This window comes from Exiguobacterium sp. SH5S4, assembly GCF_004337045.1.
GTDB lineage: Bacteria > Bacillota > Bacilli > Exiguobacteriales > Exiguobacteriaceae > Exiguobacterium > Exiguobacterium aurantiacum_A.
The window spans coordinates 1-21867 of record NZ_SJUQ01000014.1 but is presented as its reverse complement, the minus strand read 5'-3'; the positions used below and the strand labels follow the sequence as shown (position 1 = coordinate 21867).

Below are 21867 nucleotides of genomic sequence, written 5' to 3'. Positions count from 1 at the left end.
GTATGATCCTCCTTAGAATTGCTCGATGAAACGTAAGTCGTTTGTATAGAAGTGACGAATATCATCGACACCGTGTTTGAGCATCGCCATCCGTTCGACACCGATCCCGAAAGCAAAGCCAGACATTTTCGTCGCGTCGTAGCCCGCCATCTCGAGGACGCGCGGATGGACCATCCCGCCTCCAAGAATTTCAATCCACCCTGTCCCTTTACAGACGTTACAGCCTTTGCCGCCACACTTGAAGCATGAGATATCGACTTCAACGGACGGCTCTGTGAACGGGAAGAAACTTGGACGAAGCCGGATTTCTCGTGTCTCACCGAACAGTTGCTTGACGAACACTTCAAGCGTGCCTTTCAAGTCGGCCATCGAGATATGCTCATCGACGACAAGTCCCTCGATTTGCATGAACTGGTGTGAATGGGTCGCATCATCTTCGTCGCGACGGTACACTTTGCCCGGACAAATGATGCGAATCGGTTTCCCGTCCGCATCGAGCATCGTCCGTGCTTGCACCGGCGACGTATGCGTCCGCAGCAGCGTCTCGTCCGTGATGTAGAACGAGTCCTGCATGTCACGTGCCGGATGATCTTTCGGCAAGTTCAGCATTTCAAAGTTGTACAGATCGGTTTCGACTTCCGGGCCTTCGGCAATCGTATACCCGAGACCGACGAACAAGTCTTCCATCTCGTCGACGATTTGTTGCAGCAAGTGGCTATGTCCCGGAAGTGCCGTTCGACCAGGGAGCGTGACGTCGATCGTCTCGGCTGCGAGTTTCGCTTCGAGCTCGACCGCCTTCACGTCCTCGATCCGTGCCTCTAACACCTCTTGAATCGTCGTTCGCACCGTGTTGGCGAGTTCACCGACGACCGGGCGCTCTTCGGCGGACAACTTGCCCATCCCGCGCAATACTTCGGTCATCGGGCCTTTTTTACCTAAATACTTAATCCGGACGTCATTCAACGTTTTTTGTGATGACGCCGTTTCAATTTCTTGAAGTGCCTCACGTTGTAATTGTTCTAACTGTTCTTTCATCAATGTTTCCTCCTCTACAAAAAAAGTCCCTTCAGTCGATGACTGAAGGGACGAATAAACGCGGTACCACCCTACTTGGCCGATCAGGCCCACTTGAGAGCATCGGTATCGGGATGCCAGTTCGGTGTTGTCTCCAACACGACTCCAGAGTGAATTCAGCGCCGACCTCGGCATCGGCTCTCAATCTAGGCCGATGCTCCCTGTGCTCGTTCGGGGGTTCGCGTACTATGCTCTTTCAACGTCTTACCTATATTGTTCGATGTTTCTAAATTATCACGATTCTCAAGCGGTGACAAGGTTATTGTAGCGCGATGCGATACATGAGAATGCCGGCGGCGACTGCCGCGTTCAATGACTCGGCTTCTCCGATTACAGGAATGTGGACACGTGTGTCACAAAGGGCGAGCACGTCGTCATGGACGCCTTGTGCTTCATTCCCGATGACAAGCGCGATTTGATCGTTGAACGCGACTTGGTCGTATGACTTCGCATTCGAGAGTGCCGTCCCATAGACGTGAAACCCTAAACTTTTCAGTTCCGGCAACGTGTCGAGCAAGTCGACCGATTGAATGTTCACATGGAACAACGATCCTTGCGTCGCCCGTACGACTTTGGCATTGAACGGGTCGACCGTACCTTTGCCGAGAAACACGGTATCAAATCCGGCTGCGTCTGCTGTCCGAATCATCGTCCCGAGGTTACCCGGATCTTGAATGCGGTCAAGGACGAGCACATGCTTCATCTTGCGTTCGACCGGCGTCATCTTGACGACAGCGAACACCCCTTGCGTCTTCTCTGTTTCTGATAACAGATCGGCGACATGGTCGGACAGTTCGAGCACCAGCATCTCATCTAGACGCCATGAACTTTTCGGACGATAGGATTCGCCCATAATCAATTGGACGAGTCGTCCGGCCCGGATCGCTTCGTCGACCAAGTGTTCACCTTCAACTAAAAATTGCCCAGACTCTTGTCTGCCTTTTTTCGTCATCAAGCGCTTCAAACGCTTAATCGTCTCGCTTTTCGTAGACGTGATTTTCGTCATATTATCCCTCTTTCAACCATTGAACCGTTTCGTTATCCAACCGCTTGGTGAGCGCCACGACTAAATCGATGGCCGCTTCATAATCGGCTTTATGGATGATTGACACGTTCGTATGCAAATAACGGACTGGAACCGTGAGCGCGACAGCCGGCATCCCGACTCCTGATAAATGGAACCGTCCGGCGTCGGTGCCGCCGCCCGGTGTCAAATCTAACTGATACTTAATGTCTTCTGCTTTCGCGACTTCGACGATCAAGTCGATGAGGCGCGGGTTCGTGACAGTCGTCGCATCAAAGAAGATGACTTGAACGCCTTCACCAAGTTTTGACAAACCTTCTGCCGGTGTCATACCTGGCGTATCACCTGGGATACCCGTATCCACGGCAATCGCGACGTCCGGTTTAATCAAGTTTGCCGCTGTGACGGCTCCACGCAATCCGACTTCCTCTTGAACCGTGGCCCCCGAGAAGACGGTTCCGGGCGCATCATTTTTCAGACGTTTGGCCGCTTCAATCGCGATCGCACATCCGATTCGGTTATCCCATGCCTTCGCCATCAAGAAGTCTTCATTTTTCATGACCGTGAACTCGCAATGCGGCACGACCGTGTCACCTGGACGGATTCCCCACTCGGCGACTTGTTCTTTTGACGTCGCTCCGATATCTAAGAACATGTCTTTGATCTCGACCGGTTTTTTACGAGCTTCGGCTGGAAGGACATGCGGTGGCTTCGCACCGATCACGCCTGGGATTTTCTCTCCAGAGCGTGTGACGACGTCCATGCGTTGAGCGAGCAATACTTGGTTCCACCAGCCACCGAGTGCTTGGAAGCGCAGGAAACCACTATCTTCGATGCGTGTGACCATAAAGCCGACTTCGTCCATATGACCGGCAATCATGACACGCGGTCCCTCACCGTTCCCTGTCACACGGCCGAACAGACTACCGAGACCATCCTGTTCGAACGCCTCGACGTGGGGCTCGAGATACTCGCGCATGAGTGAACGGACTTCCCCTTCGTTTCCCGGAACGCCAGTCGCATCCGTCAGTCGTTTTAGCATATGTAAAGTTTCATTCATCTCGTATCGCTCCCTTTCGACTCCATTAGTAGCCTTGATTTTGTCGCTCATGGTTGACTTCATTCTTCGATACATACGCCGTCAGAATCAATTTCTCGTTGAAACCTAGCGTATAGCCTAGTTCGAGATATGCCGCCATCAGCGTCTCGTACATCGCTTCTGTCTTCGACAAACCAAAATTCGTCACTTTTCGAAAGATATCTAAAAAAGCATCAGTCGCGTCAAGATACGAGCTTCCTGCCGGGAACGACTCCCGTTCGTATCCGAGGGCGAGTCCGAGTGACAGTAAGAAATGGATACCGTCAACGTACTCTTCTAAGATCACGTCTTGAGGCGACGGGCCTTTCGTTGACCAAAATTTAAAACTTCGGGTCTCATTGGCGAGTTCACCGAGTTCGACGAGTAAAGCGAGTAGCCGTTCATCGAATTGGTTGCCGGATAGTTGATGTTCTTGTTTGATCCGCTCATCTAATTCACGTTGCCGATCAAATAATGTTGTCCAGTTCACCGGTTGCTCCTCCTATTCTCCACTTAAAGCAGTACTAAAATCATTAAAGACCAGCCCACTGCTAAAATCAATACTTGTATTTGCATGCTTTTTGGGGCATGAACCGTCTTTTGGCGTGTCAAATGAAGTCCAAACAACGCTCCAATGGCTCCTCCGGCATAGGCGTATAGCACGTTGAACTTCCCTTCACCGTGCGTATACTGCTTCGCCTGAAAATACGTATAGACGTTTAAAGCGATGAGCGCCAACGCGACGATGGCCAAGATAGATTGATCCATAGCGTGTCCTCCTTATCTTCATCTTAAGAAATTTACGAGAAAAAAGAAAGCGCCGAGATAGAGTCTCGGCGCTTTCGATTGAACGATTACGCGTTCAATTTTGATTTAGCTGTGTTAGCGAGTGAAGCGAACGCTTGTGCATCCGATACTGCAAGCTCAGCAAGCATCTTACGGTTGATGTCGATCCCTGCAAGCTTGAGTCCGTGCATCATACGGCTGTATGAAAGACCGTTGATACGTGCTGCCGCGTTGATACGTGTGATCCAAATACGACGGAAATCACGTTTCTTTTGACGACGGTCACGGTATGCGTACATGAGTGACTTCATGACCTGTTGTTTTGCTACTTTAAATAGAATATGTTTCGAGCCATAATAACCTTTGGCAAGTTTGATTTGCTTTTTACGACGTTGACGAGTCGTATAACCGCCTTTTACGCGTGGCATATAGTTTCCCTCCTAAATTCCTTCTGTATTACTTCGCAATCATGTTGCGAATACGTTTGTAGTCTCCAGCTGATACGATAGCACCTTTACGGAGCTTACGTTTCGCTTTCGTCGATTTGTTACCGAACAAGTGACTTGTGAAAGCGTGTGAACGTTTGAGTTTACCTGATCCTGTACGTTTAAAACGTTTAGAAGCACCGCGGTGCGATTTCATTTTCGGCATGAGTATTTCCTCCCCACTATGACTCGATGATTAATCTTCTTTCTTCGGAGCCAGCACTAAGAACATGCTGCGTCCTTCCATCTTCGGCTTTTGTTCAACTATTGCCAAGTCGGCACATTCCGCCGCCAATTTTTCCATAACACGTCTGCCGATTTCCGAGTGTGTGATGGCACGTCCGCGGAAACGGATCGACGCCTTCACTTTGTTTCCATTTTCAAGGAACTTGCGAGCGTTACGCAATTTGGTTTGGAAATCGTTGTCCTCGATTGTAGGACTGAGACGTACTTCTTTCAATTGGATGACTTTTTGGTTTTTACGCGCTTCTTTCTCTTTTTTCTGGAGTTCGAAACGGTATTTACCGTAGTCCATAATTTTAGCGACCGGTGGGTTTGCTTTGTCAGCGACCAAGACGAGGTCAAGTTCAGCTTCTTCCGCCAAGCGTAATGCTTCACTACGCGATTGTACACCGAGTTGTGCACCGTCCGCTCCAATAAGACGAAGTTCACGGGCACGAATGTTTTCGTTGATAAAGAGCTCTTTGCTAATGGTTAGCACCTCCATCGTGCGATTGCACGAGTTTTAGATTTTTAAATAAGACAACATAGTAATAGTAACAAAAAAAGCGTCGGCAGTTTCCCGCCCACACATCATTGCGTACTCAGAACGGCAAGACACCGAAACTGAATTACGTACATGATGGACCTGACCGAACCGATTCGGACGAGGTGAGAAGCGGGCGCTTCTGCTTTGTTGTATTTACTCACTAAGTCATCTTAACACTAGCAGAAAAAGATGTCAAGAATTCGCGCATGAATAATTGATAGCTCGCACTTTTATGATAATAACAGTCATTCCGTCGTTTCGCAATACCTTTTCAAAGGGAATAAAATAAAAAAGGAGGCGATGAGGATGAACTGGAGAAAAGACGTGAAACAAGATCACGATTATCATGATCAAATCAAACATATCGTCCAAGAAACGATGCGTCACCATGAAGTGAACGACGCCAAACTTGAAGCTGTATTGACCGATCTGCTTGAAGAGATGAACCGCATCACGTTGAAGATCGTCGATGACCATGAGTCTGCTCGGGACTATATCCATAAACGTTGGTATTAAAAAGCAGAGCCTTCGCTCTCAGCTTGTTGACTAACATGATTGATATCGCTCGTCCTTCCGGCGCCCACGCTTTCCGCAGGCAATCCCGGAGCCGCATCGCGACTCACGTCGCTGCTGGGTCTCCGTCGGATTGCTTTCCTGCGGGAGTCGGGGCGTCGTCGGACGAGCAACGCAAACGGTCGCCATCTGGCGGCCGTTTACATAGCATTTCTTCAATTTTATGTCGGGCAGAGCGCCTCGAAGTCTTCGCACATAAAAAAAGACGAACCAGATTGCTTTTAGCGACCTGGTTCGTCAACAGCCTGAGAGCCTTCGCTCTGCTTTTTCGTTTAGTTCGTCAACGACTTGAAGAAATTACTGAGCGACTCAAACAGCCGCGCAAAGAAACCTTGCACTTCTTTCGTCTCTAGAAACGCCTGCACGTCTTGGCCCGTTCCTTTTAACCCATCACTGATCGCTGTCCAATCCAAGTTGGCTTGCTGCATGTTCTCGAACAACGTCGTCAGCTGGTTCAATTGCGTATCTGACAATTGAACGTTGTTTTGATTCAACACTTGAATGACGATATCACGAATTTCAATATTCGTCTCGGGCATTTGATTCGCGATTTCCGCTTTGATCTCATTCATCAGCCCGGCCACATCTTCTTGACCGACCGTCTTCCCGATTTCTGACGTGACCGCAAGTTCTTCTTGCGCGAGATTTTTACGTTCCTCGGTCAGTTGAATCCCGGTCTCGTCAGCCGTCTGGTCGTACGCCTTCATAATACCTGTCAACGCAGACGTCCCGGTCACACGGATCGGGGACGTGATGTAAATATCAGCGTCAGTGACCCCGGCCGTGACGAGCGCGTTCGCATACATATCTTCCGTCACCCACGTGACGTTCTCGGTTTGAATATCAAGACCTGTCCCCTCAGTCAGCTTGATGCGGGCCGATGAGTACATGCCGCCGCCACGTTGTGCCTGGGGTACGGCGTCACCTAAATACTTCTCTTCGTCAGCTGCAGTCGTGATAATCGGTTCGATTCCTGCCGGCGCTTCGACACGCTCGAGCACCCAGTCTCGCTGCTCTGCTGATAATGTCTCCCCGAGGGTGACGATTGTATCGTCGACGATCGCTTCGGCGTTTACTTTAGGAATCATGCTAGTCGAGACGACCGTCCCGATCGTCAGCGCGATAATTGGTTTCATATAATTCAAACTGAATCACTCCTTTCTTCTACCATACGTGTTCTTTCATACATTGCGCATCCGTCTCTGGACCGAAAAGAAGACCACCCTTCCGTTGAAGGATGGCCTGCCTTTACCGTGAACGATTCGCGATTTCTTCAGTGAGGGACGTCAAGAACTCATCAAGCGTTGCCGACACTTGTTCTTGTTGACCGTAGCGACGGATGTTGACCGAACGCTCATCACGTTCTTTATCACCGAGTACGAGCGTCATCGGAATCTTCTTCATCTGTGCTTCACGGATCTTATAGCCTAACTTCTCATCCCGAAGGTCTGTCTCGACACGGACACCACGTGATAACAGTTTTGCTTTCACTTCGGCCACATAAGCATCATGGACGTGAGACACCGGGATCAATTTGACTTGGACTGGCGCGAGCCATGTCGGGAAGGCACCTTTGTACTCTTCGATCAAGTAGGCGACGAACCGTTCCATCGTCGACACGACACCGCGGTGGAGGACGATTGGACGATGATCTTTGCCGTCAGGACCTGTATACGTCAAATCGAAACGCTCTGGAAGCAAGAAGTCGAGTTGGACTGTCGACAGCGTCTCTTCTTTCCCGAGCGCTGTCCGGACTTGGACATCGAGTTTCGGTCCGTAAAACGCCGCTTCGCCATCCGCTTCGAAGTATGGAAGGCCGAGTTCGTCCATCGTTTCTTTCAATTGACGCTGTGCCGATTCCCAGATCGCATCGTTGTCGAAGTATTTCTCTTTATCGGCCGGGTCGCGATAAGACAGGCGGAACCGATAATCTTTAATCCCGAAGTCGGCATACACTTCTTGGATCAAGTGAACGATATCTTTAAACTCTTGCTTCATCTGCTCCGGTGTCACGAACGTGTGTCCATCGTTCAATACCATGTAACGGACACGTTGTAGACCTGTCAAAGCACCTGACATCTCATAGCGGTGCATGCCGCCAAGTTCGGCGATACGGAGCGGCAACTCACGGTATGAGCGCGGCTCATGCTTATAGATCGTCATATGGTGCGGACAGTTCATCGGGCGCAAGACGAGCTCTTCGTTATCCATCTCCATTTTCGGGAACATGTCGTCTTGATAGTGATCCCAGTGACCTGACGTCTTGTACAAATCGACCGAACCGAGCACCGGCGTATAGACATGCTGATAGCCGAGTTCGAGCTCTTTGTCGACGATGTAACGCTCGACCGTGCGACGAATCGAGGCACCTTTCGGGAGCCACATCGGCAAGCCTTGGCCGACTTCTTGCGAGACGAAGAACAAATCAAGTTCTTTCCCGAGTTTACGATGGTCGCGTTCTTTCGCTTCTTCAAGCAGACGCAAATGCTCGGCGAGCTGTTCTTTCGTCGCCCACGCCGTACCGTAAATCCGTTGCAACATCTTGTTGTCAGAATCTCCGCGCCAGTAAGCACCGGCGACGCTCATCAATTTAAAGACTTTCAATTTCGACGTCGACGGGACGTGCGGTCCCCGGCAAAGGTCAAAAAAGTCACCTTGATGGTAAATTGTAAGTGTCTCACTTGCCGGGATATCTTCGATCAACTCGACTTTGAGCGGGTCGCCGAGCTGTTTGTAACGCTCGAGCGCTTCGTCGCGCGTGACGACTTCACGTGTGATGTCGAGGTTTTCGTCGACGATCCGTTTCATCATCTTCTCGATTTCCGGCAAATCTTCTTCATTGATACGACGGTCCATCTCGATATCGTAATAGAACCCGTTCTCAATCGTCGGTCCGATGCCGAAATGAATCGTCCCCTCTTCGCCGTACAACCGCTTGATCGCTTGAGCCATCAAGTGAGCAGATGAATGGCGCATCAAGTCGAGGCCTGCCTCCGAGTCCGGCATGACGAGCTCGATTTGACCGTCGCGCTCGATCGGACGACGATAATCGATCAGTTCGCCATCGATTTTTGCGGCGATGGCTTTCTTACGAAGTCCCGGGCTAATCGAACCGGCTACTTCTTCTGCTGTGATACCAGCTTCAAACGCTTTGACTGCCCCATCTGGAAATGTCAATTGAATCATGTGTCTACTTCCCCTCTCTATTTGAAAAAAATAAAAAAAGCCCATCCCTATGAAAGGGACGAGCTTTGATTCTCGTGGTACCACCCTCGTTCCCAAGCTGTAAGCTTGGCTCGAACACACGATAACGAGTGTGAATCGCCGCACGATTGACCCGTGCGGTGCTCCGAGGGAGTAAGTCGATCGGCGTGTTTAGGAAGCTCTCACCATTCTTCCTTCGCTTTGAAACCCGTGACGATGTCTCGTATCCTCTTCTATGCATCAGTTATATGGTTATTAGTATAGTCAACTCGTTCGAGAAATACAATCCTTTACCGGCGACGATTTTCGCCTTTCAGTTCGATCTGTGTCGTTGTCGTCGAGATCCGTTGCATGAGCCGCTGCGCTTTCATCTTGTTTTGCGGCGATCCGTCAATCGAGAAGTGCGTCTCGAGCTCTTCGCTACTGAAGTTTGAGCTGTAGAGCGTCGGCAGACGATGCATCATGCGGTACTGCAAAATGATCCCGAACAGTTCGTCTCGTACCCACGGGCTGATCGCCTCGGCGCCGATATCATCAATCAACAAAATCGGCACGTGCTGGAACGAGGTCAAAAATGAATCGAACGAATCGGTACGAATTTTACGTTTCGCTTCCGAGACGAATCCTGGAGCGTGGACTAAAATCGTCTCGATGTCGGCGACTTTGAGTTCGTTGGCGATCGCGGCGAGCAAGTACGTCTTCCCGACCCCGAAACTGCCGTACAAGTAAAGACCGTTCACTTTTTGACGCGTCTTCATCCCCGAGACGAATCGCATCGCCTCACGGAGTGCGATCTTTCGGGCATCGTCCGAATAATCAAACGATTGAAAGCTCGCTTCCCGCACTTCTTCCGGTAAAAATAAGCTCTTGAACTTTCGATCCATCTCTTTTTGACGTCTCGCCTGGCGGTGAGCGACCGTCTCTTCATAGCGGATCGCAATTTGACCGAGATCGACATAAAGGACCGGCTGATGCCCGGGGATGACGGCTTGTTCATCGACAAGTTTCTTCCCGTCCATCTGCTCGGCATATTCGCTCAGTTTCGTAAATCCGACTTCAATCGCCGTCTCGTCGAGTTCTGGATGCGCCTTTAAAAATGTAATGACACCAGGGTGCTCGAGAGTTCGTCTGCGAATCGACTCGTACGCTTCCCGCACTTCTTTACGATTCATCATCTGGGCGAGCGTCTGATTGATCCGTTCCATGTCGCTCATCCTTTCTCTTTCAGTTCATTCAACAATTTGACGAGTTCCGCGTCATCTGGCACTGATGATTCGAGCGCCTCTTTTCGCTTCTGATCGTAAGACCGTTGCTCTTTCGCATCGTCTTCGAGCCATTTCGGTAATTCGGTCTTGTCTTTCCGACGCGAGCCGACCGTCGTACGCTGGACGTTTTCACGTTTTTGTTGCTTCTTCTCGATCAACGCGTCTTGCGTCGCTTCACGTTCTAACGCGTCACCCGCGTGCAAATAGCCCGCCGTCTTCCAACTCGTGGCGATGCGCATCACGTAATTCTCGCTGAGCCGCGTCTGTTTCTTCACTTCGATACAATAATAGAACAGCGCGTTGATCACACCTGGTGCGAGACCGAGTGTATCGACCATCTCGATGATGAGCTGTTCGTCACTTTTCGAGAGTTGTGGCGTCTTCCGAAGCGTCGATACGTACTGGTGCGGGTGCGCTTCCTCCATGACCGTTGTGTCATGCAAATCGCCGACCTCCGCCTGCTCCGTCTCGTCCGACTTCACTTTTCGATGTCGCGTCTGTTTTTTCTTCAATTGTAATACCATCTGCCGGCAACCATCACGCTTCTCTTGTTCGCTGAGCGGTAAGTATGCTTCGTGAACGAAATACTCTTTTAGCATCTCGGCCATCGTCTCTTCATCAATTTGCGACACGTACGCGAGTTTTGTGATCGTCTCGTCTAACTTCTTCGTGAAGAAGCCGATTGGGAAGTTTGCCAGTTTTTTGACGATATCCATATCGAACGTATAGTTGATCTCAATCTTGGCGCGGTCCGGCTTCTCATAATTTTTTTGCGTGAACGCCATATGGTTGACCCCTTTGACGTCGAACACTTCGTTAAAGTCTTTCGTCACTTCGACGATGCCTGCCGGTAACGGATCGATGGTGAACCGTCCTTGCAACTGCTTGAATCGGACCTCTCCTACTTTATAGAAGAGAAAACTCGATAACAGCCCATCGTTTAGGAACGTGTGGGGCGCAAGCGGGACTCTCAGTTGATAGACGTATTGGGTGAGTCGCGCGTCTTTCGTCTTGTACGTCCGAACGAGGCCGATTGCCTCGAGCCGGAATAGACTGTCCGACAGTTCGTTAATCGAATAATCGAGCATTTCACACAAGGCGCTATGTGACATGTAGTTCGACTTCATTTTGCCCGGCTTCAATTCACTCCAAAGCGTTTGATACAAGGCGAGCGCCTTCACGCCGATGACGGGTTGATATAAATGATAAAGTGACTGATAAGACTCGCGATCAATGAGCCCAGTGCTCATGATCAATAGCTCATCAGTCCCGTAAAGAATCCGTTCTTTTTCCATAACGTTTCTCCCCTGAAAAAAGACGACCAGAAGGCCGCCCCTTTAGTTGGTCGATTTTTCTTGCTTCATTAATTCCTCTAACTCTTTAAAGAACACAGAGATGTCTTTAAACTGTCGATAGACTGATGCGAAGCGGACGTACGCCACTTCGTCGACGCGGGCCAGTTCGTTCATGACGAGTTCGCCGACTTGTTCACTCGGGATCTCGGACTGGCCGAGCGCCCGTAACTGTTGTTCGACTTTCGTGACCACACCTTCGAGTTGCTCGAGTGTGACCGGTCGTTTCTCACAGGCGCGAATGATCCCGCGCAGAACTTTCTCTCGACTGAACTCTTCGCGGTTCCCGTCTTTTTTGACGATGATGAGCGGCGTTTGTTCAACCGTTTCAAACGTCGTGAAGCGATAGCCGCACTTTTCACATTCGCGACGGCGTCGAATCGAATAATAATCTTGGACTGGTCGGGAGTCGAGCACCCTCGTTCCGTTATGATCACATTTAGGACAACGCATGCTCAGCCCTCCTTATCGTTCGACAGATTGATTCCCGATGGCACGGAGTGGGAACTTATTTTGTAAAGCATCATAATACGAAGCGACAACTTGTTTCAGGTCAGGACCGAGCATTTGTTCACGATTCATCGTGAAATCGACGGCGGTCCGCCCTCCGTCCACTTGAACGACTGTGGCCAACGCGTCCCAACCGTCACCGTAAAAGGCGAGCTCGCCTCGCTCGGCGTCGATTCGGCGCACCGTCTGCCCTTCCGTTTTAATTCGTTCATCTAACCATGTCAGGACTGCGTTCGGCGACGTCGCGAAATAGCGCGTGCGCAACGCCTCATTTTTATGCGTATCATCCGTTTGGATATGTGTTTGAAACTTGTCTAGTAATCCCATTGTCCACCTCGGCACCTAATTTATATACGTTAAGCATATCAAAATTAACGACTTAACAAAACAATTAAAAGGGCTGGCCGAAAATCGGCCAGCCTCAAAAGGTCAATCGGATTATTTGCTGATCTCCACTTGTGCTTCTGGAACACGAATCGGTCCCATACCGCGATCAAGTTTGACGTCTTCGCGAACTTTCGCTTCTAAGCCTTCAGCAATGTATTGTGAAGCTGTCGCTGGATCGATCCGGTCCCCACATGTGAACACATCGACTGATGCGTAACCATGCTCTGGGAAACTGTGAATCGTTAAATGTGATTCTGAAATGATAACGACCCCACTCACACCATGCGGCGCGAATTTGTGGAAAGCGACTTCGCGGACTTCAGCGCCCGAGCGAAGTGCTGCATCGACGAACAAGCGCTCGATGTAGTCGATATCGTTCAATTTGTCGGGATTGCACTCCCAAAGTTCTGTAATAATGTGACGTCCCATAGTATCCATATTAGTGGATCCCCCTTTACATCAATGGTCTCAAAGTAGTTGATGATCACTCACTTTGTGCCTGAATCGCCCACAACCACGGGGGCAAGTTAGTCCTAAGAGGTCCTAACCCTTTAAGTTGCGTTTGTCAGACCAATTGAAGTTCACGAGATTGAGTGTATCTCGTTTAGGACGTCGATACAAGCTATTTGTTTGAATTCGTCAAAATATTTTTGACGAAATATATTTTTCTCAAGCGTGCGTTTCTTGTTGGCCGATTTGAAGGTAGCTCGCCACCATATCCAAAAGATCGACGACGCGGCACGAATAGCCCCATTCGTTGTCATACCAAGCGAGCACTTTGACGTGGTTGCCGCCGAGCACCATCGTCGAATCCGCATCGATAATCGAGGAGCGCTCGTCTCCATTAAAGTCGATTGAGACGAGCGGTTCGTTCGAGACACCGAGAATTCCGGTCATTTCTCCGTAAGCGGCCCGTTCGAACGTTTCGTTCACTTCGGCGGCCGTGACATCACGACGCAGCTCGACGACGAGATCGACGAGCGAGACGTTCGGCGTCGGGACGCGGAGCGCCATCCCGTTCAACTTGCCTCGCAGCTCGGGAAGCACAAGGCCAATCGCCTTGGCTGCCCCGGTCGACGTCGGTATAATCGAGCCACCACAAGCCCGGGCCCGGCGTAAATCTTTATGTGGATTGTCGATATTGTTCTGGTCGTTCGTGTAGGCGTGTACGGTCGTGACAAGTCCTGTCTCGATGCCGAACGTCGAATCGAGCACTTTGACGACAGGTCCGAGGCAGTTCGTCGTACAAGAGGCGTTTGAGATGATATGGTCTTGCTCCGGCATATACTCGCGATCATTGACCCCCATCACAATCGTCCGTAAGTCGCCTTTTCCCGGCGCCGTCAAAATGACTTTCTGCGCCCCGGCCGTCAAATGCTTGCGCGCCCCGACGTCCGAATTGAATTTCCCCGTCGCCTCAACGACGATCTCGACATCTAGTTCTTTCCATGGTAATCGTTCCGGATCACGCTCTGCGATTAACCGAATCTGTTTCCCGTCGACAACGAGCATATCCCCATGCGCCCGAACAGTGAGCTCAAACGGCCCATGGACCGTATCGTGCTTGATTAAGTGAGCAAGCGTCTCCGCCGGATAACTCGCATTGATCGCCACGACGTCGTGACGCCCTTCAATCATCAATTTACGAAACACCATTCTCCCGATTCGTCCAAACCCGTTGATTGCAACTTTCGTCCCCATTCCAGTTCCCCCTTTTTTCTGCGTTACGACACCATTATAACGGAAAAATGGAAGCGTTTTCACTATGTATCGTCACATTTTTATCACTTTTTTACAGTTTCGTTTTTGAAAAAGAGGGAAATTTGGTGTAGAGCTTTGGAAAGGAGCTACGTTATATGTTTGATTGGACAGACTTAGACCAATTTGTCATCTCGTTTTTTATCATCTTACCGATTGTGACAATTATCCATCAATTCGGTCATTTCTTTTTTGCGAAATTATTCGGGGGATCACTAGATATGGAGATCGGGACCGGGAAGAAACTATTCAAGGTCGGGCGCATGCAGTTTAACCGCGTCTACTTCTATGACGCCTGGTGCCAATTCTCAGACTTGAAATACAGTAATCGCTTGACGAGGAGTATCGTCTACGCGGGCGGATCGATCTTCAATCTATCGAGTATCTTGATTGTGAACGGGTTTATCCTGACACGGGAGATTGAACCGACCCTCTACACGTATCAGTTCGCCTATTTCTCGTTTTACTATGTGTTCTTCTCGCTCTATCCGATCTATTACTCGAACGGACATCCAAGCGACGGGCGCGCCATTTTCGACACATGGAAAAAAGGGGGACCGGACTCAGACCCGCTCAACTGAACAAAAAAAGAAGGCGTCAGTCGCCTTCTTTTTTCATGTCTTGAAATTGTTCGACGAGACGCGTCACTTGGGGCAACAAGTCCCCGAGCGCCCCGTTGTTGTTGATTAAAAAGTCAGCGTGATGCTTCTTTTCTTCAATCGGCATTTGCGAGTGGATCCTTGCGAGCGCTTCTTCTTTCGTCAAGCCGTTACGCTCCATGAGACGCATCAACTGCATCTCTTCCCGGCAATAGACGACGACCGTATAATCGACGAGGTCACGCATCGTCCCTTCGAACAAGAGCGGGATGTCAAAGATGACGACAGCTTCCCCTGCTGCCGCAAAGATCTGCATCTGCTCCTGCATCTCTTCCCGGATCGCCGGATGCATGAGCTGATTCAACAATTTCCGCTTCGCTTCATCATGGAAGATCTCTCGCCCGAGCGCCGGCCGGTTCAACTGCTCACCTTCAAAACAGCGCGGAAACGCTTCTCGGACAGCAGAGTAAGCTTTACCTTCAGGGTCGACGACGGTACGGGCAATCTTGTCGGCATCGATAATCGGGATCCCTTGTTGTCGGAATAGGCGGGACACCGTCGACTTCCCTGTCGCGATGCCGCCTGTCAAACCAATTTTCAACATTGTGTCCACCTCTTACTGTTGGCAGTGCGGACAGTAATGCGTCCCTCGTCCGCCTAGTTTCATCTTTTCAATCGGCCGGCCGCAATTGTTACACGGTTCACCGGTCTGTCCGTAGACGTAGAGCGTCTCTTGAAACGTTCCGGCCGCCCCGTCCGGATTCGTATAGCTGCGGATCGTACTTCCGCCCCGCTCGATCGCTTCTAATAACACGGCGACCGCTTCTTGACGGACGGTCTCAACTTCAGTGAGTGAAAGCGAGGCTGCTGGCCGGGTCGGATGAATCCGTGCCCGGAACAACGTCTCGTCGACATAAATATTGCCGAGACCGACAAAAATCGATTGATCGAGCAACGCCGTCTTGATTGCTCTCACGTTCATGCGTTTCAGACGGGCGTGCAACGTTTCGGCCGTCACTTCAGGGTCGAACGGCTCGAGCGCGAGCAGCGACAGCGGCGGCGTCACGAACAACTCGTCGTTCGTCCGAAGTTCCATCGTGCCGAACTTCCTGACGTCGTTATAGTGCAGGCTCGTACCGTCGGTGAACGTGAAGACGACGTGCGTATGCTTGACCGGATCGACGACTTCGCTGTGCGGAAAGAATTTCCCTTCCATCCGTAAATGGGAGACGAGGTAGCCGTTCGTCAATTTAAATAAAATGAACTTGCCGCGCCGCTCGACGTCGACCATCGTCTCGCCGATCAACTGTTGTACCCACACGTCGGCCTCATGTCCGCGAATGATTTTCGCGTCGTGTACATTGACGTCTTGAATCGTTTTTCCGGAGACGAACGGTCGCAGTCGGCGACAGACCGTCTCTACTTCTGGTAATTCTGGCATATCGATTTCCTTCCTTTACTTTATTTCGTGTCGAACCACGTCTCACCGAACGAGCCGTCCGCCCGAAGCGGGACGTCGAGTGTGATCGTATGTTCCATCGCCTGCTTCACAAGTTTTTCAAGCGCGGACGTCTCAGCAAGCGGTCCTTCAAAGATGAGTTCATCGTGAACTTGAAGCAATAGTTTCGATTGCAGGCCCGATGCTCGAAGGGCCGTATCGACGTCGATCATCGCTTTTTTAATGATGTCCGCCGCCGTCCCTTGAATCGGCGTGTTGATAGCCGTCCGTTCGGCAAAGCCGCGCAAGTTGAAGTTGCGGGAATGGATGTCCGGGATGTTACGGCGACGTTTGAGCATCGTCTCGACGTACCCATGTTCCCGCGCCCGCTCGATGGCGGCATCCATGAAGCGCTTCACGCCAGGGAACTGCTCGAAGTACGTGTCGATGAACGTCTGCGCTTCTTTCCGGCTGATCCCGAGGTTTTGCGACAATCCATAATCACTGATGCCATAGATGATCCCGAAGTTGACCGCCTTCGCTTGACGCCGCATGAGCGACGTCACTTCTTCTTTGGCGACACGGAACACGTTCGCCGCCGTCGACGTATGAATATCTTCGTCATTCAAAAATGCCTCGAGCATCTTCGCGTCTTGCGACATATGCGCCATGATCCGGAGCTCGATCTGCGAGTAGTCGACCGCATACAGCACCCAGCCCGGCTGACTTGCCGTAAACGCCTTACGGATTCGGCGTCCTTCCTCGAGTCGAATCGGGATGTTTTGCAAGTTCGGATTGACCGATGACAGTCGCCCTGTCTGTGTGAGCGTCTGCGTATAGCGTGTATGAATCTTCCCGTCCGCTTTGATGACTTTTTGCAAGCCCTCGACGTACGTCGACTGCAGTTTTCCGAGCTCACGGTAATGCATGATATGTTCGACGATCGGATGGAGCGGCGCTAGCTTCTCTAACACGTCGGCCGCCGTCGAGTATCCGGTTTTCGTCTTCTTCACGGGTGGGAGTGCCAACTTTTCAAACAAGATGACGCCAAGCTGTTTCGGCGAATTGATATTGAATGTTTCGCCGGCCAACCCGTGAATTTCTGTCTCGAGCTGATCGAGCCGGTCCCTGAGATCGGTTTCCATCGCTTGAAGCGTCGCCACGTCGACGTGAATCCCGGCCCACTCCATTTCCGCGAGCACCGAGGCAAGCGGACGTTCTAAATCTTGATAAAGTGACGTCTGCTCATTTTGATCGATCTCCGGAATGACTTTCGCGAACAACGTGAAGATGGCCATCGCCTTCTCGCCGAGATGCTGGTCGAGCACCGCTTGTTCCGGCACGTGCAGTTTCGCCCCTTTCCCGTAGACGGCCTCGTCTTCAGGCAACGCGTAATCGAAGTGCGCGGCGATCGAATCGAGCGTCGTTCCGCCCGACAAGTTGAGCAAATAACCGGCGACGAGCAAGTCTTCGTAGCCGCGAAGTGTCAATTCGTTCCGTTTCAATTGAATGATCGTCTGTTTGGCATCCAAACAGATCGTTTTCCGGGTCTCGTCCGCTAGCCACACCTTCACGTCCGGTACGTCTAACAACGACATATCCCCGACGGTCACACCGACTTTCGACGCGATTGCCACACCGATGATGTCGTCTTCGAAATAGTCGTCTCGCAGCTGTTCGAGAAACAGGACGGCTTCTGTCAAATCTTGCTGTTCGATGCCGACGTGCGTCACGTCTCGCGCTTCTGCCGCCTCTTCCGTCGTCGCATCGGTGTTCAGCTTACTGACCAGTGATTTGAACTGAAGGCTCATGAACAACGGTTTGACTTTTGCTGCGTCATACGGGTGGAACCGTAAGTCGTCCACACCGACGTCGATCGGGACGTCCGTATGGATCGTCGCGAGTTGTTTTGACATCCGGGCTTCCTGCTCGTTCGCCTCGACTTTTTCTTTTTGCTTCCCTTTTAACTCATGTGTATGTTCATACAGCCCTTCGACCGAGCCGTAATTTGACAGCAACTTGAGCGCCGTCTTCTCGCCGACACCCGGAATTCCCGGTATGTTATCGGATTTATCGCCCATCAGCCCTTTGAGATCGATCATTTGGCGAGGTGCCAAGCCCTCGTAACGTTCGTGGAACGCCGCCTCGTCCATCGTCTCGACGTCAGTGATGCCACGTTTTGTTAAGTAGACGGTGACCCGCTGATCAATCAGTTGAAGTAAATCTTTATCACCCGTGACGACCGTGACTTGTTCGAACGCCTCGTTTTTCGACAGCGTCCCGATTATGTCATCAGCCTCATATTGATCGAGTTCGAGCACTTTGATCCCGAACGCCTCACACAGTTCACGAACGATCGGGAACTGTTCGCGGAGCTCACCTGGTGTTTTCTGCCGCCCGCCTTTATAGTCCGCATATGTATCGTGGCGGAACGTCTTCTTCGACGCATCAAACGCGACCGCGAAATGCGTCGGTTGCTCGTCTTCCATCAACTTTAAAAGCATCATCGTGAATCCATACACCGCGTTCGTGTTTCGTCCCGATGCATCCGTCATCGGAGGCAACGCGAAAAACGCACGATACGTCAGTGAGTTTCCATCGAGAAGCAGTAATTTATTCATCGTCCAACCTCCATTCTCTTCTGTATCCATCATATCATACGGGCACATGCGTTCGAAAAAAAAGACCCTTTTCTAGTTACTAGAAAAGGGTCAATCTTCTCGACCGAGTGGAGATGAGCACCGGCCGGGATACGAGATGATGAAGAGGTCTCATCAATAGAGTAGCATCTGTTTGTAAAGGTCGTGTGAACGCGACATAAATTCCTTGTTAAGCGAGCGGGAATTCGATTGTGAACGTCGTCCCTTCATCTTCGACGCTGTCGACATGGATCGTCGCATGATGAAGATCGACGATGTGCTTGACGATGGCGAGGCCAAGGCCGGTCCCTCCAGAATTCCGGCTCCGGGCCTTGTCGACCCGGTAAAACCGTTCGAATATGCGGCTCACTTCTTTTGGAGCGATACCGATCCCGTCGTCTTTGACGCTCAAGCGCGCTGTCGTCTCCCGCTTCTCGACCGTAATCTCGACCCGGCTACCTTCAGGCGAATAGTTGATCGCGTTCGCAACGAGGTTCAAGATGACTTGCTTGATCCGGTTCAAGTCCGCTTGCAGGACGACGCTACCTTCGTGACGCGCTTCAAGATGGATTGATTTTTGCTCCGCCTTCTGGCTTAAGACGAGACACACTTCTTCGACGAGCTGATTGAGTTGGACAGGTGTGAACTCCAAATGGAAATTTTCCTGTTCGAGCCGCGACAGTTCGAGTAAGTCCTCGACGAGCATTTGCATGCGTGTCGCTTCTTTTTGGATGATATCCAAAAATTGATCGCGCAACTCGGGCACTTCTTTCGCCCCGTCGAGTAACGTCTCACTGAAGCCTCTGATCGAAGTGAGCGGCGTCTTCAATTCATGGCTCACGTTCGCGACGAAATCTTTCCGCATTTTCTCAAGCCGTTTCAGTTCGGAGATGTCGTTAAACAATAGCGTCGTCCCGCGCAGCATGCCGGTATCGCTAAAGATCGGGGCAGCTGACACCATATACGTCTTTTGGTTGAACCCGATTCGAATTGATAGCTGGCGACGGTGCGGCTCTTCTGTCAAATAGACGTCCTCGATCAACGTCTCGACGTCCGGACTCGGTAAAATGCCATGGTAAAACTGGCCGATCATCAAATCGTCGTATTGGAACATATCCCGGTACGACCGGTTGACGAGCGTGACGATACCGCGTTCATCGACGAGCAACAGACCGGCTCCCATATACTCGATCAGTGACTCGAGCCTTGCCCGCTGCACCGACTCCCCGAGCGAGATCGTCTCTAAGTTACGGGCGAGGACGTTGATCGACCCGGCCAGACTTCCCGTCTCTTCATCGTTGCGCAGTTCATACACACGGGCCCGGTAATTCCCGTCGGCGAGTTCGCGTAACACGATCGTCGCCTCATCGATTGGCCGGATGAACTGGTTCGTCAAATTGTGGAGGACGAATAGAATCAGGAAAAATGAGAAGAACAATGCGAGCGCGACCGTCAGCCAAATCCGGTTGTAGACACCTTCCAAATCAGAAATATAGCGGATGAAGCTAAGGTAGACCGTTTCACCAGTCGATAGTTCAATCGGTTTCGTGAACTGGATCAAATCGTCGCGTGTCGCGTTGCCGAACGCACCGTTAACCGGAATCGTGTCGGCGTCAATCCGGTATTCGAACGTTCCGACGCGGAACGGCGTGCCGGCGATCACTTCCATCCGGCGGTTCAACAGCAAGATGTCGAAACTGCTCTCATCGTCGATTTGTCGAACGTAGTCACGAATCTGCTCAAGTTCACCCCCGTCCAAATACAAGGCGGCGAGTTGAGCGTCTTCTTTCAACCGGTCGCGCTCCGAGTCCAAATAGAAATCTTTGAACAGTTGACCGAGCACGATCCCGAGTGTCAGCAACACGCCCGTCACGAGCAGGATGAGTGTCGGCAAGAAACGCGAGCGATACGTCTTCATTCGGGCATCGGTTCTTCCATCTTATAACCGAGACCTCGGATCGTCTTGATGTACGTCGGTTTCTTCGTTACTGGCTCAATTTTCTCACGCAAATGACTAATATGGACGTCGACGATGCGCGTATCACCGACAAAATCATAGTTCCAAATGGCTGACAGCAGTTGATCACGCGTCAACACACGGCCTTTGTTTTTGGCGAGATAAGCCAGCAGTTCAAACTCTTTCGGCGTCAATTCGAGACGTTCGCCTTTTTTGAAAACCTCATAGTTCGAAGCGATGATTTTGACGTCTCCGATCTCGATGACGTCGGCGTCGACCGTCGTCGTTTCCTGTGGACCTGACCGGCGCAAAATCGCTTTGACCCGGGCCACGACTTCGCGCGGGCTGAACGGTTTCGTTAAATAGTCGTCAGCACCAAGTTCGAGACCGAGCACTTTATCGAACTCGTCGTCTTTCGCCGTCAACATTAAGATCGGCGTGTTCACTTTTTGTTGGCGCAGCCGTTTACATACTTCAAGTCCGTCCATCTCCGGCAACATCAAGTCGAGGATGATCAACACCGCGTCTTGTTTCTCGGCTAATTCAAGCCCCGCTTTTCCATCATGGGCCGTCTCGACCTCAAATCCGGCTTGTTCTAAATTAAATTTTAATAACGTCGCAATCGATACTTCGTCATCGACAACAATTACTTTATCGGCCACACTAGTTCCTCCTCGAATCTATCGGTTCAGTCGTTTACACTACCTATTTTACAAATCAATCCCACTCGCGACCAACTTCAAAGCAATTCTTTACAAAAACAAAACAAATCCACTGTCTATCTCCAGTTTAGCACGCTTGAAAGAAAAACGAATCCAACAAAAAAAGTCTAGCCTGCGACGTGAACTGAACCCTGAATGATAGACACTTGATAAAAAGTGCTCATTCAGGGTTTTTTGTGTGCGGTCGAATCGATATAATGAACCTATTCATTCAGACGGGGGAACGCATCCATGAGTAAAATCATCT

At 50.8% G+C, this 21867-nt stretch carries 23 protein-coding genes; 2 read left to right on the top strand and 21 right to left on the bottom strand.

All coding sequences use genetic code 11. From position 1 onward, the window contains the following. Positions 1-12 precede the first annotated feature (12 nt). The 8 genes from pheS to infC all read right to left on the bottom strand — a co-directional run bounded on the left by pheS (position 13) and on the right by infC (position 5174). Entirely contained in the window at positions 13-1035 is a 1023-nt protein-coding gene (gene pheS / locus EVJ32_RS09055; RefSeq protein ID WP_131457973.1) for a phenylalanine--tRNA ligase subunit alpha, read from the bottom strand. 298 nt (positions 1036-1333) lie between these two features. Then, positions 1334-2080 carry a TrmH family RNA methyltransferase gene (locus tag EVJ32_RS09050; RefSeq protein ID WP_131457972.1) on the bottom strand — a complete coding sequence of 249 codons (747 nt, stop codon included), beginning with the start codon at positions 2078-2080 and terminating at the stop codon, positions 1334-1336. Between the two features lies 1 nt (position 2081). Then, positions 2082-3158 (bottom strand): M42 family metallopeptidase, encoded by a 1077-nt coding sequence (locus EVJ32_RS09045; RefSeq protein WP_131457971.1) that lies wholly within the window; start codon positions 3156-3158, stop codon positions 2082-2084. Positions 3159-3183: 25 nt separating this feature from the next. After that, positions 3184-3666, bottom strand: a complete 483-nt coding sequence (locus EVJ32_RS09040; RefSeq protein ID WP_131457970.1) for a dUTP diphosphatase — start codon at positions 3664-3666, stop codon at positions 3184-3186. A gap of 23 nt (positions 3667-3689) precedes the next feature. Then, positions 3690-3944, bottom strand: a complete 255-nt coding sequence (locus tag EVJ32_RS09035) for a hypothetical protein (RefSeq protein ID WP_070326953.1) — start codon at positions 3942-3944, stop codon at positions 3690-3692. A gap of 86 nt (positions 3945-4030) precedes the next feature. Beyond that, on the bottom strand, positions 4031-4390 hold the full coding sequence (rplT, locus tag EVJ32_RS09030) for a 50S ribosomal protein L20 (protein WP_016508086.1): 360 nt from the start codon (positions 4388-4390) through the stop codon (positions 4031-4033). A gap of 28 nt (positions 4391-4418) precedes the next feature. Then, positions 4419-4613 (bottom strand): 50S ribosomal protein L35, encoded by a 195-nt coding sequence (rpmI, locus tag EVJ32_RS09025; protein ID WP_016508031.1) that lies wholly within the window; start codon positions 4611-4613, stop codon positions 4419-4421. Between the two features lie 30 nt (positions 4614-4643). After that, positions 4644-5174, bottom strand: a complete 531-nt coding sequence (gene infC / locus EVJ32_RS09020) for a translation initiation factor IF-3 (protein ID WP_131457969.1) — start codon at positions 5172-5174, stop codon at positions 4644-4646. 348 nt (positions 5175-5522) lie between these two features. On the opposite strand from infC, the gene EVJ32_RS09015 reads away from it, so the two are divergent. Continuing rightward, positions 5523-5732 carry a hypothetical protein gene (locus tag EVJ32_RS09015; protein ID WP_131457968.1) on the top strand — a complete coding sequence of 70 codons (210 nt, stop codon included), beginning with the start codon at positions 5523-5525 and terminating at the stop codon, positions 5730-5732. 329 nt (positions 5733-6061) lie between these two features. On the opposite strand, the gene EVJ32_RS09010 is transcribed toward EVJ32_RS09015, so the two are convergent. The 8 genes from EVJ32_RS09010 to EVJ32_RS08975 all read right to left on the bottom strand — a co-directional run bounded on the left by EVJ32_RS09010 (position 6062) and on the right by EVJ32_RS08975 (position 14208). After that, on the bottom strand, positions 6062-6925 hold the full coding sequence (locus tag EVJ32_RS09010; RefSeq protein WP_131457999.1) for a DUF1002 domain-containing protein: 864 nt from the start codon (positions 6923-6925) through the stop codon (positions 6062-6064). Positions 6926-7037: 112 nt separating this feature from the next. Continuing rightward, positions 7038-8975: a threonine--tRNA ligase gene (thrS, locus tag EVJ32_RS09005; RefSeq protein ID WP_131457967.1), complete on the bottom strand. Its 1938-nt coding sequence runs from the start codon at positions 8973-8975 to the stop codon at positions 7038-7040. Positions 8976-9283: 308 nt separating this feature from the next. Further along, positions 9284-10198 (bottom strand): primosomal protein DnaI, encoded by a 915-nt coding sequence (gene dnaI, locus EVJ32_RS09000; RefSeq protein WP_070326949.1) that lies wholly within the window; start codon positions 10196-10198, stop codon positions 9284-9286. A 5-nt stretch (positions 10199-10203) separates the two neighbouring features. Beyond that, positions 10204-11553 carry a DnaD domain protein gene (locus EVJ32_RS08995; protein ID WP_131457966.1) on the bottom strand — a complete coding sequence of 450 codons (1350 nt, stop codon included), beginning with the start codon at positions 11551-11553 and terminating at the stop codon, positions 10204-10206. A 42-nt stretch (positions 11554-11595) separates the two neighbouring features. Next, positions 11596-12063, bottom strand: coding sequence for a transcriptional regulator NrdR (nrdR, locus tag EVJ32_RS08990; RefSeq protein WP_131457965.1), 468 nt, complete (start codon positions 12061-12063; stop codon positions 11596-11598). A 12-nt stretch (positions 12064-12075) separates the two neighbouring features. Then, positions 12076-12447, bottom strand: coding sequence for a hypothetical protein (locus EVJ32_RS08985; RefSeq protein WP_131457964.1), 372 nt, complete (start codon positions 12445-12447; stop codon positions 12076-12078). Between the two features lie 111 nt (positions 12448-12558). Beyond that, positions 12559-12945: an adenosylmethionine decarboxylase gene (speD, locus tag EVJ32_RS08980; protein WP_131457963.1), complete on the bottom strand. Its 387-nt coding sequence runs from the start codon at positions 12943-12945 to the stop codon at positions 12559-12561. Positions 12946-13176: 231 nt separating this feature from the next. After that, complete coding sequence (locus tag EVJ32_RS08975; protein ID WP_131457962.1) at positions 13177-14208, bottom strand: glyceraldehyde-3-phosphate dehydrogenase; 1032 nt, start codon at positions 14206-14208, stop codon at positions 13177-13179. A gap of 155 nt (positions 14209-14363) precedes the next feature. Between EVJ32_RS08975 and EVJ32_RS08970 the strand changes: the two genes are divergently transcribed. Then, a complete protein-coding gene (locus EVJ32_RS08970) occupies positions 14364-14846 on the top strand; it encodes a site-2 protease family protein (RefSeq protein WP_131457961.1) in 483 nt (160 codons plus the stop codon). 16 nt (positions 14847-14862) lie between these two features. Here EVJ32_RS08970 and coaE read toward each other — a convergent pair whose 3' ends face one another. The 5 genes from coaE to EVJ32_RS08945 all read right to left on the bottom strand — a co-directional run bounded on the left by coaE (position 14863) and on the right by EVJ32_RS08945 (position 21560). Continuing rightward, complete coding sequence (gene coaE, locus EVJ32_RS08965; protein WP_131457960.1) at positions 14863-15468, bottom strand: dephospho-CoA kinase; 606 nt, start codon at positions 15466-15468, stop codon at positions 14863-14865. A gap of 12 nt (positions 15469-15480) precedes the next feature. Then, positions 15481-16305 carry a DNA-formamidopyrimidine glycosylase gene (mutM, locus tag EVJ32_RS08960; RefSeq protein WP_131457959.1) on the bottom strand — a complete coding sequence of 275 codons (825 nt, stop codon included), beginning with the start codon at positions 16303-16305 and terminating at the stop codon, positions 15481-15483. Positions 16306-16325: 20 nt separating this feature from the next. Further along, positions 16326-18923 carry a DNA polymerase I gene (polA, locus tag EVJ32_RS08955; protein WP_131457958.1) on the bottom strand — a complete coding sequence of 866 codons (2598 nt, stop codon included), beginning with the start codon at positions 18921-18923 and terminating at the stop codon, positions 16326-16328. Positions 18924-19131: 208 nt separating this feature from the next. After that, positions 19132-20859 carry a two-component system histidine kinase PnpS gene (gene pnpS / locus EVJ32_RS08950; protein ID WP_131457957.1) on the bottom strand — a complete coding sequence of 576 codons (1728 nt, stop codon included), beginning with the start codon at positions 20857-20859 and terminating at the stop codon, positions 19132-19134. Continuing rightward, positions 20856-21560 carry a response regulator transcription factor gene (locus tag EVJ32_RS08945; RefSeq protein ID WP_070326940.1) on the bottom strand — a complete coding sequence of 235 codons (705 nt, stop codon included), beginning with the start codon at positions 21558-21560 and terminating at the stop codon, positions 20856-20858. The genes pnpS and EVJ32_RS08945 overlap by 4 nt, the downstream gene beginning before the upstream one ends. Positions 21561-21867 lie beyond the last annotated feature (307 nt).

Excerpts from the sequence above, each read along its gene's own strand:
- pheS (WP_131457973.1), bottom strand. The coding sequence starts at position 1,035 with ATGAAAGAACAGTTAGAACAATTACAACGTGAGGCACTTCAAGAAATT.
- EVJ32_RS09050 (WP_131457972.1), bottom strand. The coding sequence starts at position 2,080 with ATGACGAAAATCACGTCTACGAAAAGCGAGACGATTAAGCGTTTGAAG.
- EVJ32_RS09045 (WP_131457971.1), bottom strand. The coding sequence starts at position 3,158 with ATGAATGAAACTTTACATATGCTAAAACGACTGACGGATGCGACTGGC.
- EVJ32_RS09035 (WP_070326953.1), bottom strand. The coding sequence starts at position 3,944 with ATGGATCAATCTATCTTGGCCATCGTCGCGTTGGCGCTCATCGCTTTA.
- rplT (WP_016508086.1), bottom strand. The coding sequence starts at position 4,390 with ATGCCACGCGTAAAAGGCGGTTATACGACTCGTCAACGTCGTAAAAAG.
- rpmI (WP_016508031.1), bottom strand. The coding sequence starts at position 4,613 with ATGCCGAAAATGAAATCGCACCGCGGTGCTTCTAAACGTTTTAAACGT.
- infC (WP_131457969.1), bottom strand. The coding sequence starts at position 5,174 with ATGGAGGTGCTAACCATTAGCAAAGAGCTCTTTATCAACGAAAACATT.
- EVJ32_RS09015 (WP_131457968.1), top strand. The coding sequence starts at position 5,523 with ATGAACTGGAGAAAAGACGTGAAACAAGATCACGATTATCATGATCAA.
- EVJ32_RS09010 (WP_131457999.1), bottom strand. The coding sequence starts at position 6,925 with ATGAAACCAATTATCGCGCTGACGATCGGGACGGTCGTCTCGACTAGC.
- thrS (WP_131457967.1), bottom strand. The coding sequence starts at position 8,975 with ATGATTCAATTGACATTTCCAGATGGGGCAGTCAAAGCGTTTGAAGCT.
- dnaI (WP_070326949.1), bottom strand. The coding sequence starts at position 10,198 with ATGGAACGGATCAATCAGACGCTCGCCCAGATGATGAATCGTAAAGAA.
- EVJ32_RS08995 (WP_131457966.1), bottom strand. The coding sequence starts at position 11,553 with ATGGAAAAAGAACGGATTCTTTACGGGACTGATGAGCTATTGATCATG.
- nrdR (WP_131457965.1), bottom strand. The coding sequence starts at position 12,063 with ATGCGTTGTCCTAAATGTGATCATAACGGAACGAGGGTGCTCGACTCC.
- EVJ32_RS08985 (WP_131457964.1), bottom strand. The coding sequence starts at position 12,447 with ATGGGATTACTAGACAAGTTTCAAACACATATCCAAACGGATGATACG.
- speD (WP_131457963.1), bottom strand. The coding sequence starts at position 12,945 with ATGGATACTATGGGACGTCACATTATTACAGAACTTTGGGAGTGCAAT.
- EVJ32_RS08975 (WP_131457962.1), bottom strand. The coding sequence starts at position 14,208 with ATGGGGACGAAAGTTGCAATCAACGGGTTTGGACGAATCGGGAGAATG.
- EVJ32_RS08970 (WP_131457961.1), top strand. The coding sequence starts at position 14,364 with ATGTTTGATTGGACAGACTTAGACCAATTTGTCATCTCGTTTTTTATC.
- coaE (WP_131457960.1), bottom strand. The coding sequence starts at position 15,468 with ATGTTGAAAATTGGTTTGACAGGCGGCATCGCGACAGGGAAGTCGACG.
- mutM (WP_131457959.1), bottom strand. The coding sequence starts at position 16,305 with ATGCCAGAATTACCAGAAGTAGAGACGGTCTGTCGCCGACTGCGACCG.
- polA (WP_131457958.1), bottom strand. The coding sequence starts at position 18,923 with ATGAATAAATTACTGCTTCTCGATGGAAACTCACTGACGTATCGTGCG.
- pnpS (WP_131457957.1), bottom strand. The coding sequence starts at position 20,859 with ATGAAGACGTATCGCTCGCGTTTCTTGCCGACACTCATCCTGCTCGTG.